Consider the following 16,455-nt stretch of genomic DNA (forward strand, 5'->3'; position numbering starts at 1 on the left):
TCTTCGCTTGATGACAAACTCGTACTTTCTCGCTCCGCTCACCGCCCTGCTGCTGGCCGCCTTGCCTCTGGCGGCTCAGGCTCAGACCACGCCCACTGGCTCCGTCGGCATCGGCACCACCGCCCCCGACGCTTCGGCCGCCCTCGATATTGTGAGTTCCGATAAAGGGCTGCTGCTACCCCGCGTGGCCGCTGCCTCGGCCATTGCCAGCCCGGCCGCTGGGCTGCTGGTGTACCAGACCGGCGGCATACCTGGCTTTTACTACAACGCCGGCACGGCCGCCGCCGCCGACTGGCAACTGCTGGGCGCTGACAACCTGGGCAACCACGTGGCGACGCAGGGCCTCACCGGCACCAACGGCGAGGACATTGGCACCGTGGTGGGCTTGGGCATTCGGCCCGACGGCGGCCTGAACCTGGCCCAGAGCGGTGTGGGTCACAACCTGCTGCTGGGCTACCAGGCCGGCCAGATTCTGATGCCTGTAGAGGCCGATGGCACGGGCATAGAGAACCAGTTCATCGGCTACCAAGCTGGTCAGCTCACCACCGTTGGCTCGCGCAACCACTTTAGTGGCTACCAGGCCGGCTATGCTAACACTGAAGGCAACGGCAACCAGTTCATCGGCTTCCAGAGCGGCTACTCCAACACCACCGGTGAGGGCAACTTCTTCAGCGGCTACCACAGCGGCTACTCTAACACCACGGGCTTTGCCAACCACTTCGTTGGGGTGCGTAGCGGCTTCTTCAACACCACGGGCTTCTTCAACCAGTTTGACGGCAACAATAGTGGGGTGAGCAACACCGAGGGCAATTACAATATGTTCAGCGGCTTCGGCAGCGGCCTGGGCAACACCACCGGCTCCAACAACGTGTTCAGCGGCTACCTGGCCGGTAGCGCCAACGAGGAAGGTACCAACAACACCGCCATCGGCGCCAACAGCGGCCCCGACATCTACCACAAAAACATTGAAAATGCCACAGCCCTGGGCGCCAACGTGGTCTTGACGCAGAGTAATACCGTAGTGCTGGGCAGCGGGGCCAACGTGGGCATCGGCACCAGCGAGCCAACTCAGAAGCTGGAAGTGGCTGGCACCATCTTCAGCAGCACGGGCGGCTTCCAGTTCCCCGACGGCACCACTCAAACCACCGCCGCCGGAGCCGACAACCTGGGCAACCACACCGCCACCGAATCCCTGAAGCTCAACGGCAACACGCTCTCCAACACCGGCACCGGCGGCCTGACCGTGGACGATGCCGGCAACGTCGGCATTGGCACCAGCGCCCCCAACAGCGCCCTCACGGTGGGTGGGGCCGTGGCAATGCCCTACCTGATATCCACCACCCCGGCGGCCAACGTCACCGTCACCGACGCCCACCATACCGTGCGGGTCTCCAACGCGGCGTCCATCACGCTGCCCAGCGCCGAGGGGCGGGCCGGGCGCATCTACATCCTGATTAATGCCCGCACCTCCAACGGCGGGGTATTCGTTGTGTGTAGCGGCAGCGAGACCATTACCGACGATACGGCCCATGCCACCGTTACCTCGCTGCTGCGCGGTGAGCGGATGACCATCCAGAGCGACGGGGCTAATTGGATTGTGCTGAGCATGAACCGCCTTTCGGGCTTCTTGGCCGAATAGCAGCCTGGTCCTGCGCCCTCTTCTTCAATTATCCTGCTCCTGTAGCCTTAGCCTGATGACACAAAAATACCTGCTTACCTCTCTGCTGGCGGGCCTGCTGCTGGCCGTCGCGCCCCTGGCCGCCCAGGCCCAGACGACTACGCCCGCGGGCAGGGTGGGCATCGGCACCACCACGCCCAACGCCTCGGCCGCGCTCGATGTGAGCAGCACCAGCATGGGCCTGCTGCCCCCGCGCATGACGCAGGTGCAGCGCGACGCCATCGGGCCGGCCGCCACGGCGGCGGGCCTCACCATCTACAACACCAGCACCAACAAGCTGAACGTGTGGAACGGCACGGCCTGGACGGAGGCCGTGAGTGCCGTAGACCAGTTTGTGGGTCCGGCCAGCAGCATCACCTTTAGCTATACTGGCGGCGTGCAAACCTATACCGTGCCGGCGGGCGTGACTAGCCTGCAAGTGGAAGCGCGCGGCGCGCAGGGCGGTGCCAATACCGGCGGCGGAGGCAACCAATACGGATTGGAATATGGTCCCCAGCCCGGCGGGTTGGGGGCGCGGGTGCAGGCCACGCTGGCCGTGACGCCCGGTCAGGTGCTTTACCTCTATGTAGGTGGGGCCGGCCGCCCCGCTACCAATGACAGTGGCAGCAACGGCAGCGGCGGCTTCAACGGCGGCGGCAATGGGGGATTTATTTCCTACGCCAGTCCGCCCCGGGGCGGCGGCGGCGGCGGCGGGGCCAGCGACATCCGCACCAGCGCCAGCGGCGGCACCTACGCCGACCGGCTGCTGACGGCCGGCGGCGGCGGCGGCGGCGGCGGCCAGGGCAGCGGCGGCGGCGGCGGGGCTCCCAACGGCGCTGATGGCACCGGGACGGAGAATAGCGGGGCTACCCAGACCAGTGGCAATGCCTTGGGGCAGGGGGGCAACAACTTCCCGAATGAATTCGCCGCCGGCGGTGGCGGCGGCTATTATGGCGGCGGCTTTGGTGGCGGTAGCGACGGCGGCGTATACGGCGCAGGCGGCGGCGGGGGCGGTAGCTCCTGGGTGACGCCCACCGGCGGCAGCAATGTGCAGCTGACCGCTACCTACAACGCCGGCAATGGAGTCATTATCCTGACTGCACCCAACTCCTACGCTGCTCCGGCCCTGGACGGGCGCAATTTTGTGAACGTGCCCGGCGACAACCTGGGCACGCACACCGCCACCCGGAACCTGGACCTGGCCGACAAGCTCCTGGTAGGCAACGGCGGCAGCACCGGCCTGGCCATTGGCAGCGGCGGCAACGTGGGCATTGGCACCCCGGCCACCGAGAAGCTGCAGGTAGCCGGCACGGTGTACAGCAGCGCCGGCGGCTTCAAGTTCCCCGACGGCACCACCCAGACCACGGCGGCCGTGACGGCCACCGGGGCCGGCTTCATCCAGAACACCATCACCCCGCAGGCGGGCGCCAATTTCAACATCAGCGGCAGCGGCACCATCGGGGGCAATAGCTCGGTGACGGGCAACAGCACCGTAGGCGGCACCAGCGCGGTGGCGGGCAACAGCACGACCGGGGGCACCAGCACCGTGACGGGCAACGCCTACGTGAACGGCGGGCTGGGCGTGGTGCTCAACAACCAGGACCGCCCGCTCATCACCCGCGGCTGGGACGCCTTTACCTCGGGTAAATACCAGGGCGCCGGCCGCTGGGGCCTGTTTATGGAGGCCGGCACCCTCACGTTCGGCGTGCCGGCGGCGGTGGGTAAGAACTTTCAGTGGGTGCGCTACAACGACAACTCCACCATCGCCAGCACGCTGATGACGCTCAGCCAGGCCGGGCAGCTGGGCCTCGGCACCGGCACCACTGGCCCGACCACCACCCTGGACGTGCGCAGCCCGGACGACAACGCCGCCATTACGGTGGGCAGCACCGGCGGGGGCATGGGCGCCCTATACCTGGGCAACGCCAACCACGGCCTGAAGCGCAACTACGCCACCGGCAACGACGTGGGCCTTTATACTACTGGCGGCACGCTCTATCTCTCGGCCAACAGCACCAGCACGGCGCAGTTTGCCCTGCTTAATAGCGGCAACGTGGGCATCGGCACCAATATCCCGGGCGAAAAGCTGGAAGTGAAAGACGGCAGCATCCGGCTCTCGACTACTACCCAGGCCATTGGGGTGGGCCTGACCAACGGCAGCGGCTCGCTGAACTTGGGCCTTGCCCAGGGCAACGGCAACTACTCCGACCTGGCCCGGCCCGGCGACGCCGTGCTGCGCGCCAACGGGGGCAACCTGCTGCTGGCCGGCCGCGACGGTGGCAACGTGCTCATCACGTCGGGGGCCACTGGCAGCGAGGCCGAGCGCCTGCGCGTGACCAGTGCCGGCAACGTGGGCATCGGCACCAACGACCCCCAGCAGAAGCTCGATGTGAACGGCAATGTGCGGGTGCGCGGCCTGTCCGGCACCGGCAGCCGCCTGCCCGTGGTGCTGGCCGATGGCACCCTCGGCATCAGTGCCCCGGTGTATACCACCAGCACGCCCACTACCAGCACGCCCACGGCGGCCGGCCAGGCCAACACCGGCGACTTTCCCAACGGCGTGGCTGTGAGCGGCGTGACGGCCTACGTGGTGAACAATGTCCCCGACAATCTCCAGATATACGACGTGAGCAACCCCGACGCGCCGGTTTCGGTGGGCACGGTGGGCACGGGCAGCGCCCCCATGAGCGTAGAGGTGAGCGGCACCATCCTCTACGTGGCCAACCAGGGCGGCACGCTCCAGCTCTTCGACATCAGCAGCCCCCGGTTTCCGGTGCTGCTGGGCACCGCCGCCACGGGCGAGAACACCTACGACGTGGCCGTGAGCGGCACCCGCGCCTACGTGGTGAACAACAACAGCAAAACCATGCAGGTCTTCGACGTGAGCAACCCCCGGCTGCCGACTCTACTGGGCAGCACCAACACGGGCAATGCCCCGCAGTCGGTGGCTGTGAGCGGCACCACCGTGTACGTAGGCAACGTGAGCAGCAGCAACGTGCAGATTTTCAACGCCAGCAACCCGGCTGCCATCAGTCTGGCGGGCACCATTGGCACCATTCAGTACCCCACCGGCTTGGCCGTGAGCGGCACCACCGTGTACGTGGTGGGCTACAACTCCTCGAACAACAGCCAGCTGCAGATTTTCAACGCCGGTAACCCCGCCTCCGTCACCCAGACTGGAAGCATCGGCACGACGATGGGGGTCAGCGACGTGGTGCTGAGCGGCACCACGGCTTACACCATCAGCGAAACCGGCAATACCCTGCAGCTCTTCAACGTGAGCAACCCCGCCGCACCCGCTCTGCTTTCTACCGTAGGCACGAACCGGCCGTTTGGGGTGGCCGTGAGCGGTACCACCGCCTACGTGACCGATGCCGACAACGACAAGCTGAAAGTCTTCAGCGGAGCCAGCACCGGCCGGCCCGTCACGGTGAACCCCGACGGCTCGTTCTCGTCGGGCACCGCGCCCACGTTGAGCGTGAGCGGGCCGAACTTAAGCATCAGCGGCGGCAACACGGTGCTGCTGCCCCTGGTAACAGCCGGCCCTGGCCTGAGCAGCAGCACCAGTGGCGGCGTAACCACGCTACGCCTGGGTGGCGCCCTCACGGCAGCCACCGACGTGCCGCTGGCCGGCCAGAACCTCACCTTCTCCGGTTCGGGCCGGGTGGGCGTCGGCCTCACCGTCCCCACGCAAACGCTGGACGTGAACGGGGGCATCCTGGCCCGCGGCTTCGGGGCCATCAGCGACCAGGGCGCCTACCTGCAATGGAACCGCTCACTGGGGGAAGGCGAAACCTGGCTGCTCAACCAGAAGGGCGGCGGCAACCAGTACGGCGGCATCCGCTTTGGGGGCGTAAGCTCCTCGAACGCCGTGACGGAGTGGGCACGCTTCATCGACAATGGCAACCTGGGCCTAGGCACGGCTACGCCCGATGCCCGGCTCGACATCGAGAGCAGTGCCCCGCAGCAGCTGATTCTGACCTCGACCAGCAATGACCCGACGGGCATGCTCACCTTCAACTTCCCGGCCGGCAACTCCGCCGGCAACACGGCCACGGAGATGATTGTCTTCAACAAGGCCGGCCACCCGACCTTCATCGGCGCCATCGGGGCGAATCTGAGCAGCAACACGGTCTACTACAACACAGCCTCGGACCGGCGCCTGAAGGAGAACATCCGCCCCACGCACTACGGCCTGAGCGATTTGCTCAGGCTGCGGGTGCAGGACTACAACTTCATCGGCACGGGAGCAGTGAACCGGACGACCGGCTTTCTGGCCCAGGACCTGTTCGGGGTGTATCCGGAGGCCGTGACGCCCGGCGACGCGGGCACGACGGTGAGCCGGGCCTGGTCGGTGGACTACGGCAAGCTCACGCCCCTGCTCGTGCAGGCCATCCAGGACCAGCAGAAGCTCATCGAGCAGCAGCAGGCCGAAATTCAGGCGTTAAAAGCCCGCGCCACCTCGGCCGAAGCCCAGGCAACTGCCGCCACCGAAGCCTTTGAGACCCGGCTGCGGCGCCTGGAAGCTGGTCAGGCCCAGGCTCACAAATAAGTAGTAGAGTGCAGTAAGCCTGCTTGCTGGCCCGGGCTGCCTCTTTTCCCAGTCGATTCTTCTCTTGCGTATGAAACTTCCGCTTACTCTTGCATTGCTGCTGCCTTCTCTGGCCGGCCTGGCCCAAACCCTCACCAATGACGGCGGCACGCTCACGGTCGAAGCCGGTGCCACGCTCTACGTGGAAGGCGGCGTACAAAGTAAGGCTACCAGCGTGGTCACCAATGCGGGCACCGTGCAGCTTACCGGCGACCTGACCAACGAAGGCACGCTCACTTCCTCGGGCCAGCTGCAGTTCACGGGCGCGGCCAACCAGGTATTCCAGCCCGGCCCGGCCGCCGTCACCAACCTTACGCTCAACAATACCGGGGCCAACGGCCAGCGTACCCTGAGCATTCCGGCCAACCTCACCCTCACCGGCCAGCTTACCCTGCTGAGCGGTCTGGTGCGCACCGCCTCGGTGGGCGCTACCACGCCACTGGCTACCCTCACCCTGACCGACGGGGCCAGTGTAGTAGGGGAGGCCGCCGGCCGGTACGTGCAGGGCAACCTGCGCGTCCTGCGCGCGGCCGTGAATGCCTCTACCGGTTCAGTTGACTTCAGCAATGGGCTCGTGCTGAACCCCAACGGCCAGAGCCTGGGAGCCGTGGCCGTGACGCGCACGGCAGGTCTGCAGGCAGCCGGGGTAAGCTACGGCCAGAACCTAGAAGGCACCCAGAAAGGCATCGACCGGGTGTGGGCGGTAGAGGCTGCCAGCCAGCCAGCTCAGCCCGTAGCCGTAACGCTGAGTTGGGTGAGCGACGATGATAACGGGTTTGATACCAGCCTGCCGGGCCAGCTGTGGCGGGCGGCCACCGCTGCCGGCCCCTGGGTGCGGCAGGGCGCGGCAGCCAGCGCCAGCAGCCGCAGCTTTACGGCGGCTGTGGCGCAGCTGGGTACCCTTACGGTGAGCAACATCAACGCCCCGCTGCCGGTGGAGCTGACAAACTTCACGGCCGAGCCCCGCGCCGACGATGCGCTGCTGCACTGGACCACGGCCTCGGAGAAAGACAACGACCGGTTCGAGGTGGAGGCCAGCGCCGATGGGCACACGTTCCACCGCATTGGCACGGTGGCCGGGCACGGCACCACTTCCCAGCCGCAGCAGTACCAGTTGGTGGATAAAGGCATTTCCCGCTACGCCACCGACCTGGTGTACTACCGTCTGCGTCAGGTAGACCGAAACGGCACAGCCTCGCTCTCGCCGGTACGCACCGTGCGCGTGCTGGGGCTGGCTGGCTTCGCGGTTCAGCTTTATCCCAATCCGCTCCACACCGGCGAAACGCCTACGCTGCTGGTGCGCACCGCCCAGGCCGGTCCCGTGCAGTGGCAGCTGACCGATGTCCTGGGCCGTACCATATTCAGCCGGACCGGTTCGGTGCCCGTTGGCACCAGCCCGCTGAGTTTGCTGCCCACCAAAGACCTGGCTATGGGCGTGTACCTGGTGCGCGTGCAGCAGGGCAAGCAAAGCCAGACGCTCAAGCTGATCCGCGAGTAGAAAGGAAGAAGGCTGTCTGGCCGCTGCTATGCAGGTAAACGAGCGGAGCTGGTTTGCTTGCCTGTAAGCTTACTGGGCCCCAGGCGGCGCGGTAACAGCCGGCATATTTCGTAAATGACGATATCGTAAAGCGTCCTATCAGGCCCTGCTCAGGACTGGTAGGACGCTTTTCTTTGGATGCTCCGGGTTCTGTATGTGCACAACTATGCAGGCTGGAAATCAGGAGCTGAGGGTGGGAGAGAAAAAAGTTAGGTAGGCGCATAGGGGTAAACAGCTGGCAGCGGCTCTTACCTCTACAAACTTCTCGCACACCTATGAAAACACTACTTACCAGCCTGAGCCTGTTGGCCAGCACCGCAGCCTTTGCTCAGCAGGCAGAACAGCCCGCCCTTCAAACCCTGTTACGGCCCGGAACGCACTGCGGCTTTTTCGTGGCCGCTTCTGCTCAGTATGCCCGCCTGGCCGGGCAGGATGCCCTGGCCGCCACGGGCCGCCTTGGCGTCAGCTTCAACCGCTCGTTTGCGCTGGGGCTGGGTGGCACGGCCCTGACCAATGGGCGTATTCCCAACCGCTGGAACCACCCCGCAGACACACCCTCTGATTACCTCGCGGCGGCTTACGGCGGCATTTACCTGGAGCCCATGTTTCCGGCGGGGAAAGCCATTCACCTGACGTTTCCCGTACTGCTCGGGGCCGGCGCCGCTACCAGGGAAGGCAGCCTGAATGGGCCTTACTACCGCTACCAGGCCGATGAGTTTCTGATTGTGGAGCCAGGGGTGCAGCTCGAAGTCAACCTGCTCAAGTTCGTCGCCCTCGGCGCCGGGGCTTCATACCGACTGACGACCGGCTTAAATCTACCGGACACGTCGTCGAAAGCTCTGAACGGTATGTCGGCGGGCCTAACCTTGAAGCTCGGGCTACTATAGCCGAGGCGGCGTTTTCAGACCAGCTGCTTGCCGATGCGCTGCACCTGCCGTTGGTGGTGCAGCACGTGGTCAACCATGAAATCCAGCGTCTGGTAGATGTTGAGCATACCCGAGCGGGGGTGCTTGAAAATGGCTTTGTCGAGCAGCTTGCTCGGAAACTCATTGAGCATACGCTCCAGCTGGCGGCGCGAGGTGGCCCAGTCGGTGCGGAGCTGCGGCAGCGGCGGCACGGCGGCGCCTTCGGGCATGAGGGCTGCCAAGCGGGCCGGCGCCTTGAACTTGAGAAACGGGGCCCGCAGCAGCACCCGCAACAGCCCCGCCCGCAGCCGCGCGCCCACGCCGGATTTCAGTAGTCCTTCTTCCTGCTGCACCTTCTTTCCGATGTACTGCCCAATGCCCTGCTCCGCTACCAGCAAGTGCTGCACCACCTGCGCCGCCGACCATTGGTTGGGGCCCGGGGCCTGATGGGTGCGGGTTTCGCCCAGGGAAGCGGCGGAGTTCAATAATTTCTCGGTGGCACGCTCAAGCTGCTCGAAACGGACGTGTAAACGGTGGTTCATGGGGTGGGTAGTAGGGGTGGCAGAGGGCAAAAGGTACGGAAATTTCCTGCGCAGGTCGGAGCCTGAGAGCTGGTCGACCTCCGCAGGCTACAAACGTAAAACGGCCCGCTACCGGATGGTGGCGGGCCGTTTTGCAGGAGGGGAAGCCGGCTATTTGCTTACGTACAGCACGTCCTTCACGGCTTTCACCGTGCGGGCCACGTTGGGTAAGGAGGCCTCAATGAGCGTGGGCGCGTAGGGCAGGGGGCACGTCGCCGCAGGTGATGCGGATAACGGGCGCGTCGAGGTAGTCGAAGGCGCGGCGCTGCACAATGTAGGCCAGCTCCGAGCTGATGCTGGCCAGCGGCCAGGCTTCCTCTACCACTACCATCCGGTTGGTTTTCTTCACCGACTCAATGAGGGTGTCGTAGTCGATGGGGCGCACGGAGCGCAGGTCAATTACCTCGGCGCTGATGCCTTCCTTGGCCAGCTCATCGGCGGCAGACAAGGCAATTTTCATCATTTTGCCGAAGCTCACCAGGGTCACGCTGTCGCCGGGGCGCACTACGTTGGCTTTGCCGATGGGCAGCAGGTACTCTTCCTCGGGCACCTCGCCCTTGTCGCCGTACATCAGCTCCGACTCCATGAAAATCACCGGATCCGGGTCGCGAATAGCCGATTTCAGCAAGCCCTTGGCATCGTAGGGGTTCGAGGGTACCACCACTTTCAGGCCGGGGCAGTTGGCGTACCAGTTCTCGAAGTTCTGGGAGTGCTGGGAGGACAGCATGCCCGCGTTGCCCGTGGGCCCGCGGAACACGATGGGGCAGGAGTACTGCCCACCCGACATCGAATAAATCTTGGCCGCCGAGTTAATCACCTGGTCAATGGCCACCAGGGAGAAGTTGAAGGTCATGAACTCGATGATGGGCAGCAGGCCGTTGATGGCCGCGCCTACCCCGATGCCGGCAAAGCCCAGCTCGGCAATGGGCGTGTCAATCACCCGCTCGGCGCCAAACTCGTCCAGCATGCCCTGGCTTACTTTGTAGGCGCCGTTGTATTCGGCTACTTCTTCGCCCATCAGAAACACGCGCGGGTCGCGGCGCATTTCCTCGGACATGGCTTCACGCAGGGCTTCCCGGAATTGGATGGTCCGCATAGTCAGTCGGTCAGTGACAGAAAGTCGAAATCAAAAAGAAAAGGCCGGAAAAATTCCGGCCCGTAAAGCTACAACGAGGAAGGCGGCCGGGCAAACAGTAATGCAAGGACGAAGTGTAATCATCATAAGCTCGTCATGCCGAGCGCAGCCAATGTACCTCGCGTGCTGATGTTGGGGTAGTAATTGTCATGCTGAGCGAAGTCGAAGCATCTCTGCCGCTTCGTGGATTACTATACTAGCGAGATGCCTCGGCTACGCTCGGCATGACGATCAACTACTTGCTTATCCTACTTCAGCGCCTCCACAAACGCCTTATTCCCCGCAAACTCCCGGAACTCCAGGTCCTCCACGGCGCGCTGGGCGAAGCTGCGGTCCAGCTGCACGGCGCGGCGCAGGTGCAGGCCCATCATAGCGGCGTCCTGCTGGCGGGCAGCAATGATGGCCAGGCAGTAGTAGGCCAGCGGGTCGTTGGGCTTGATGGTCAGGGCCTCCTGGTAGATGGTGGCGGCCCCGGCGGGGTTGTCCTTGAGCAGGTACACCAAGGCCCGGTTCATGGTGTTCTGGTAGGATTTGTCGCTGAAGCTGATGCTGCGCAGGGCGTCTTCGGGCTGCCCGATTTCAATTTCCAGTGCGGCCTTATCGGCAAACACCTGGTTGAGAATGGAACGAGGGCCACCGAGCTTAATGGCGTAGTCGTAGCTCTGCAGGGCCTCCAGTTTGTCGCCGGCGCGGTGGTAGGCCGTAGCGGCCCGGTAGAACGTGAGGGCCGTGGGGTTGCGGTGCGCGGCCAGGATAAAGTTGGTGGCGGCCCGGCGCTGGTAGGCGCGCTTCACCCGCAGGCTCACTTCCTTGTCGGCGCGGGCAGCCAGCACCACGCCCAGGTTGTGGTAGGCTTCCCAGCGGCCGGTGGTGGCAATAGCGGTTTCGTAGATGCGCTGCTTTTCGGCCAGCAGGGGCGTGAGCGTGGCCGAGTAGCGCAGCTCCTCGGGCGTGAGGGCATCGGCTTCCATCTGCTTGTCCACAATCTTCTTGGAGAGCAGGTAGATTTCCGACTCGTAGCGCTGGGGCGCCGAGTATTGCACGGCCACCGTACCGAAGCGCATCACCGGGTAGATGTACTGCTCCAGGTAATCGAAGTAGGAAAGCCGGTGCAGCTGCTCCTCCCGCTCGGCAAACGTGCCCTTCGACTCGTTCAGAATAGTAATAATCGAATCGACCTGCGCGGGCTGCAGCGCCGACTCCTGCACTTTCTGCATAAACAGGTCCCAACGGTTGCGGTAGGCTTTCGTCTCGAAGCGCACGGTGCTGACCGAGTTCAGGTAAGAGCTGACGTCGATACGGTTCTTGAAGTATTTTACCAGCGCCTGGGTGCGCTGCTCGGCCAGGCGCGGGTTTTTGGTTTCCAGGGGCTCGGGCGAGTTGGCGGCTACCACCATTACCAGCTCGGTTTTCTGGTTGGCTTCAATGAACTCCTCCAAGGCCGCTACGTTGGTGCCCAGGTAGTTGCGAATTTTGCTTTCGCCGGTGTCAAAGAAGAAGGGCAGCACGCGGGTGCCGCCACCGGCCAGGTTGGCGGGCGGTTCCGGCAAATACGGAATCAGCGAATCCGGGCGCACCACCAAGCGGCTGGTCGTCACGATGCCGCGGGCAACGAGAAAGGGCTTGCCCGCTTTGCGCTTGCCGTTGGGCTTGAGCTGCCGCGCTTCGGGTGTGGCCATCAGTTGCCCCGGGTTTTTGCGCGGCACAAACGGGATGTTGAATTGCTTGGTGGCGACAAGCTGGTCTTTCTTTTCCTCGTCGTACACGTAGTCGCCGGAGGCAAAGCTGATGCGGCCCACCGTGTCTTCGCGCAGGCCATTGTCGTAGTGATAGCGCAGGTTGAGGCCGTAGGCGTAGCCCTTTTTCAGGTGTTTGGCCGGCACGCGGGCCTGCACTTCAAAGAGCACGTTTTCGCCATTAGTTTCCAGCACGGCGGGCCGTACGGCCACTTGCTGGCCTTCGCCCGCAACCTTTAGCATACGCGGCAGCGTACAACCCGGCAGCAACGCGCTGACCAGCAGTACCAGAGGGAAAAGACGCAATAGGTTGGGCATAGAAAACGGAGCGGATCAGCGGGCGGAATTTCGGACATCAAACGGAAAACTGCCGCCAACCGCCGTAACTTGCCTTGAATTAGCGAAGAAAGTCTTGGGTATTTCCGGCCAGTAGCATAATTTACACAAGGTTAGCCCGAAGTGGCGGCTGTTGCAGAAAAGAGCTATGAAACGACTAACCGACTTTATCGAGAAACAGAGCTTTGGTGTGTGTAACACGCTGGGCCAGCGCCTGGGCTTTTCGACCAGCAGCGTGCGGCTCTCGTTCGTGTACGCTTCCTTTTTCACGTTCGGCTCACCCATTGTGCTCTACTTTGCGCTGGCGTTCTGGATGAACGTGCGCCGGGCCATGCGCCGACAGCGCAGCACCGTCTGGGATTTGTAAGTCCCGAAACGTCCGCACGCCTCGCCCAAAGTACGCCCACACCAGACTGCCCGCATACGTACCGGCCCGTTCCGCTACCCGCAGGTGCGGCCGGCCCAGCTGCCGCCGCTGCCGCCAGTAGGCGCGCTGCTGCCACACGTGCCAGTGGGCCCGCCCAATAGCCTGCGCATCGGCCCAGGCTCCCTGCGTGAGAAACCGCGCCGCCGCCACCCAGTCCAGCAACACCCGCGCCGCCACCGTGCCGAACAGCTCGGCCGGGGCGGCATTTTTGTATACCAGCGCCAGCCCGTTGCGAAAGTTGAGGTAGGTTTTGCGCGGGTTGGATTTCGGCAGCGTGCCGCCGCCCACGTGGAATACCGTGCTTTGCCCGCAGTACCACACGCCGTAGCCCGCGTTCTGGAGGCGCCAGCACAAGTCTATTTCCTCCATGTGAGCAAAAAATGCCGGCTCCAGCCCACCCAGCGCGTGCCAGGCCGAGGCCCGCACCAGCATACAGGCGCCCGTAGCCCAGGCCACCGGCCGGGAGTCGTCGTACTGGCCGTGGTCGGTTTCGAGGGTATCGAAGAGGCGCCCCCGGCAGAAGGGGTAGCCCAGCTGGTCGAGGTAGCCGCCGCCGGCCCCGGCGTACTCAAACGCTTCGGGCTGATTGAATGCACGGATTTTGGGCTGGCAGGCCGCAATGGTGGCGTCGCGCTCCAGCAGCTCCCGTAGCGGTAGCAGCCAGCCGGGCGTCACCTGCACGTCGGAGTTCAGCAGCACGTAGTAGCGAAAATCGAGCTGGCGCAGGGCGTGGTTATAACCTTCGCAAAAGCCCAGATTTTCGGCGTGCTGCAGCAGGCGTACGGCCGGGAAATGCTGTTGCAGCCAGGCTACGGAGTCATCCGTGGAGGCATTGTCGGCTACCACGATGGTGGCGCCATCGGCGTGCTCTACCACGGCGGGCAGAAACTGCTGTAGCCAGTGGCGGCCGTTCCAGTTCAGAATAACTACCGCCACGTCGGCGCAGGGTCCGGCGGGCGGGAGGGGGCTAGAGGCCAAGGCTGCCGAAGTCGAGGCCCGGAATGTTGGGCATCAGGCCGGAGGTTTTGCGCTTGAGCTCTTCCTTGGCCTGGTTGGCCACGTCATCCATTACCTTGTTCACGGCGGCCACTACCAGGTCGGCCAGCATGTCGCGGTCGGGGCCGGAGAGCAGGCTTTCGTCGATGTCGAGCTTGAGCAGGCGGCGTTGCCCGTTGGCGGTGGCTTTCACCAGCCCGCCACCCGATTCGGCCGTGGCGGTCAGGAATTGCAACTCGTCCTGGGCCTGCTTCATCTTTTCCTGAAGCTCCTTTACTTTGCCCATCATGCCCATCATGTCAAACATAGCGTCGTTGATTTAGTCGGTTGAAGTAGGGAAGAAGATGCGGTAGGCGGGTAGTTCGTTGCTTGAGGCACTACCTACGCGGCAGGGTCAAAAGTACGCACCCAAACGTTGGCGGTCAGCGCAGCAGCGTCACGGAGCCATTCTGCACGATAACGCGGCCGGTCTCATCGGTGGCCTCAAACCGAAATACGTACACGCCGGGCACCGGGGCGGCCCCGTTCACGCGCCCATCCCAGGTCTCGCGGCGGCTGGTGCTGCGAAACACTTCCCGCCCGTTCCGGTCGCGCAGAATCAGCACGTAGTTGGTCAGAAACCGGCCTTTCACTTCCAGCACGTCGTTCAGCCCGTCGCCGTTTGGGGTGAAGGCCGTAGGCAGCACCAGCCGCAGCGGCCGCACCAGCGTGACGAGGTTGGAGTAGCTCACGGTCCCCGAGCCAGTTGTGGCCTCCAATCGGTAGCGCAGCACCTGCCGGTCGGCGGGTGGGGTCAGATCCAGGGTTTCGAGGCCGTTTACGGGCTGGGCGCGCAGCACCTGCCCATCGGCAGCCAGCAGCAGCAGGCGGTAGCGCGCCGTCGTGCGGCCAGCGTCCAGGGGCGTCCACTGCAGGGCTACTGCGCTTTGCCCGGCCGTTTCCTGCTCCCGGGCCGTGAGGATAACCGGACAGGCCGCAGCACTCGGGCCTGAGGTCTGCCCACAGCCATCCTGCAGCCGGGCCGTGTAGCAGGGTGGCAGCTCCGGCGAAATTGTCAGTGCGGAGTCCCGCAGTGTGCCCTGAGTTGTGCCAAGTACCACCGTGGCGTTATCCTGCTCCCGGCTGAACGTGGCCTGACTGCCGGCGGGCGCGGGTTCGGCCGTCAGCACCACGCGGTTGCGCAGGTCGAAGCTGGCCGTGAGGGTGGGCGTTGGTGGGGGCGGCCCGGTCACAGCGCGTACCCTAATTTCGCTGGAGGTAGCCGTGACCGGGCTGTTGACGGCCGTTATGCGGTAGGCGTACTCCGAGCCGCACACCACACTGGCATCGGTATAGGAGCGGGCTGACCCCGCCAGGCGCGCTACTACCTGTCCGTCGCGGCTTACCTCGAAGCTGACGGGGGAGTTGCCAATGGTCCAGCGCAGCTCGTTGCGGCCCGGCGCAGCCGCGGCCGTAAGCTGTACCGCGCAGCCCTCCGCCGACACGTACCGCGCGCCTACTGACTCGCAGGCGTCGGTGAGCCGCAGCCGGAAGCAACCGGTGGTAGGAGAAGTTAAGGTGTACGTGGAGCTGCTGCCAGGTACTTCGGCCACGCGCCGGTAGCCGCCGGGCTGGGTTGCATCGGCGGTTTCCAGCACGTACTGGTATTGGACCTGTAAGCCGCCGAAGGTGAATTGCAGGCCGTTATTCTGTGTCGTGAGGCTGAGGAGCTGCGGGGCTATGGGCGCGGGCAACGTGGGCAGAGGCTGCGAAGCCTCGGCACTGCACAGCCCCGCAGCGGCGTAGCTGCCGCGAACCCGCACGGTAGTGGCCCCGGCCGGTACCGCGTAGCTGGCCGTGGTGCCGGCCGCCACGGCCTGGGCTGGCCCACTGCCGATCTGCACCGTGAACCGGTCGTAGGTTCGGTCCGTAATGGCCACCTGCACGCGGCCGGGGGCGCAGGATGTTACGCTGAAGGAGGGCGCGGGCGTGGCGTACACCGTGAGCTGCCGGGAGAAGATGATGCCAGTGCCCGCGCTGGAATTGGTGTTCTGAGAAATGACCAGCAAACCCGGCGTGGCCGGCACCGTGCGCGTGGTGGTGGTATCCGCAAAGCCACTGCACAGCGTAGTAGATCCAAACTGATAATAAGTCTTCTTAGGGTCCAGCGGCCGGCCGCTACAGTCGCGCAGGCGGATGCGCTGGCCGGCACACAGGGCCGTGACTTCCTGGCGCGTGGCCTCGTCAAACACCCGAAAGCAGGCCCCGGAACCAGGCGTATCCCGGCACTGCGCCTGAGCCTGCGACAGGGCCAGACCAAGCGTAAAAATCAACAGCAAAAAGGCCCGCAGCTTCAAGAATCGAAAGGTTGGTAATCCTGGGAGAAACTACAGAACGGGGAAGACGGCAAAAAGCTTACGAACTGCCAGAAAAAAAGCCGGCCTGCATGGCTTGGTATATATGGAGCAGCGCAAGATGACCTTCTTAAATCTCGTTGCGAAGCAACAAGCTTCCATTGTAAGGTTAGCACGCTGCTCCGGCTTCGCTCAGTATAATTGGCTGGAATATTATGAAT

At 64.2% G+C, this 16,455-nt stretch carries 10 protein-coding genes and 1 pseudogene; 5 read left to right on the plus strand and 6 right to left on the minus strand.

Features of this window, described 5'->3' with window-relative positions; all coding sequences use genetic code 11:
* Positions 1-10 precede the first annotated feature (10 nt).
* From LRS06_RS18290 to LRS06_RS18305, 4 genes are all read left to right on the plus strand, one after another.
* Positions 11-1,639 (plus strand): hypothetical protein, encoded by a 1,629-nt coding sequence (locus LRS06_RS18290; RefSeq protein ID WP_257872821.1) that lies wholly within the window; start codon positions 11-13, stop codon positions 1,637-1,639.
* Between the two features lie 55 nt (positions 1,640-1,694).
* Positions 1,695-6,209, plus strand: coding sequence for a glycine-rich protein (locus tag LRS06_RS18295; protein WP_257872822.1), 4,515 nt, complete (start codon positions 1,695-1,697; stop codon positions 6,207-6,209).
* Positions 6,210-6,279: 70 nt separating this feature from the next.
* Positions 6,280-7,746 (plus strand): T9SS type A sorting domain-containing protein, encoded by a 1,467-nt coding sequence (locus LRS06_RS18300; protein ID WP_257872823.1) that lies wholly within the window; start codon positions 6,280-6,282, stop codon positions 7,744-7,746.
* 314 nt (positions 7,747-8,060) lie between these two features.
* Complete coding sequence (locus LRS06_RS18305; RefSeq protein WP_257872824.1) at positions 8,061-8,672, plus strand: hypothetical protein; 612 nt, start codon at positions 8,061-8,063, stop codon at positions 8,670-8,672.
* 14 nt (positions 8,673-8,686) lie between these two features.
* Here LRS06_RS18305 and LRS06_RS18310 read toward each other — a convergent pair whose 3' ends face one another.
* From LRS06_RS18310 to LRS06_RS18320, 3 genes and pseudogenes are all read right to left on the minus strand, one after another.
* A complete protein-coding gene (locus LRS06_RS18310) occupies positions 8,687-9,232 on the minus strand; it encodes a DinB family protein (RefSeq protein ID WP_257872825.1) in 546 nt (181 codons plus the stop codon).
* Positions 9,233-9,382: 150 nt separating this feature from the next.
* A pseudogene (locus tag LRS06_RS18315) lies at positions 9,383-10,367 on the minus strand (pyruvate dehydrogenase complex E1 component subunit beta).
* Between the two features lie 287 nt (positions 10,368-10,654).
* Positions 10,655-12,460 (minus strand): tetratricopeptide repeat protein, encoded by a 1,806-nt coding sequence (locus LRS06_RS18320; protein WP_257872826.1) that lies wholly within the window; start codon positions 12,458-12,460, stop codon positions 10,655-10,657.
* Positions 12,461-12,626: 166 nt separating this feature from the next.
* Between LRS06_RS18320 and LRS06_RS18325 the strand changes: the two genes are divergently transcribed.
* Positions 12,627-12,845 carry a PspC domain-containing protein gene (locus LRS06_RS18325; RefSeq protein WP_196956437.1) on the plus strand — a complete coding sequence of 73 codons (219 nt, stop codon included), beginning with the start codon at positions 12,627-12,629 and terminating at the stop codon, positions 12,843-12,845.
* Here the strand turns inward: LRS06_RS18325 and LRS06_RS18330 are convergent.
* From LRS06_RS18330 to LRS06_RS18340, 3 genes are all read right to left on the minus strand, one after another.
* A complete protein-coding gene (locus tag LRS06_RS18330; protein ID WP_257872827.1) occupies positions 12,756-13,883 on the minus strand; it encodes a glycosyltransferase family 2 protein in 1,128 nt (375 codons plus the stop codon). The genes LRS06_RS18325 and LRS06_RS18330 overlap by 90 nt on opposite strands.
* Positions 13,873-14,208, minus strand: coding sequence for a YbaB/EbfC family nucleoid-associated protein (locus tag LRS06_RS18335; RefSeq protein WP_196956438.1), 336 nt, complete (start codon positions 14,206-14,208; stop codon positions 13,873-13,875). Before LRS06_RS18335 ends, LRS06_RS18330 begins: the two co-directional genes overlap by 11 nt.
* Positions 14,209-14,323: 115 nt before the next feature.
* On the minus strand, positions 14,324-16,237 hold the full coding sequence (locus LRS06_RS18340) for a gliding motility-associated C-terminal domain-containing protein (protein WP_257872828.1): 1,914 nt from the start codon (positions 16,235-16,237) through the stop codon (positions 14,324-14,326).
* Between the last annotated feature and the right edge of the window lie 218 nt (positions 16,238-16,455).

The sequence above is a fragment of the Hymenobacter sp. J193 genome (genome assembly GCF_024700075.1).
Classification (GTDB): domain Bacteria; phylum Bacteroidota; class Bacteroidia; order Cytophagales; family Hymenobacteraceae; genus Hymenobacter.

Bases quoted from the DNA above. Each gene is read 5' to 3' on its own strand.
- LRS06_RS18325 (WP_196956437.1), top strand. From the start codon at position 12,627: ATGAAACGACTAACCGACTTTATCGAGAAACAGAGCTTTGGTGTGTGT.
- LRS06_RS18335 (WP_196956438.1), bottom strand. From the start codon at position 14,208: ATGTTTGACATGATGGGCATGATGGGCAAAGTAAAGGAGCTTCAGGAA.
- LRS06_RS18320 (WP_257872826.1), bottom strand. From the start codon at position 12,460: ATGCCCAACCTATTGCGTCTTTTCCCTCTGGTACTGCTGGTCAGCGCG.
- LRS06_RS18300 (WP_257872823.1), top strand. From the start codon at position 6,280: ATGAAACTTCCGCTTACTCTTGCATTGCTGCTGCCTTCTCTGGCCGGC.
- LRS06_RS18295 (WP_257872822.1), top strand. From the start codon at position 1,695: ATGACACAAAAATACCTGCTTACCTCTCTGCTGGCGGGCCTGCTGCTG.
- LRS06_RS18290 (WP_257872821.1), top strand. From the start codon at position 11: ATGACAAACTCGTACTTTCTCGCTCCGCTCACCGCCCTGCTGCTGGCC.
- LRS06_RS18310 (WP_257872825.1), bottom strand. From the start codon at position 9,232: ATGAACCACCGTTTACACGTCCGTTTCGAGCAGCTTGAGCGTGCCACC.
- LRS06_RS18305 (WP_257872824.1), top strand. From the start codon at position 8,061: ATGAAAACACTACTTACCAGCCTGAGCCTGTTGGCCAGCACCGCAGCC.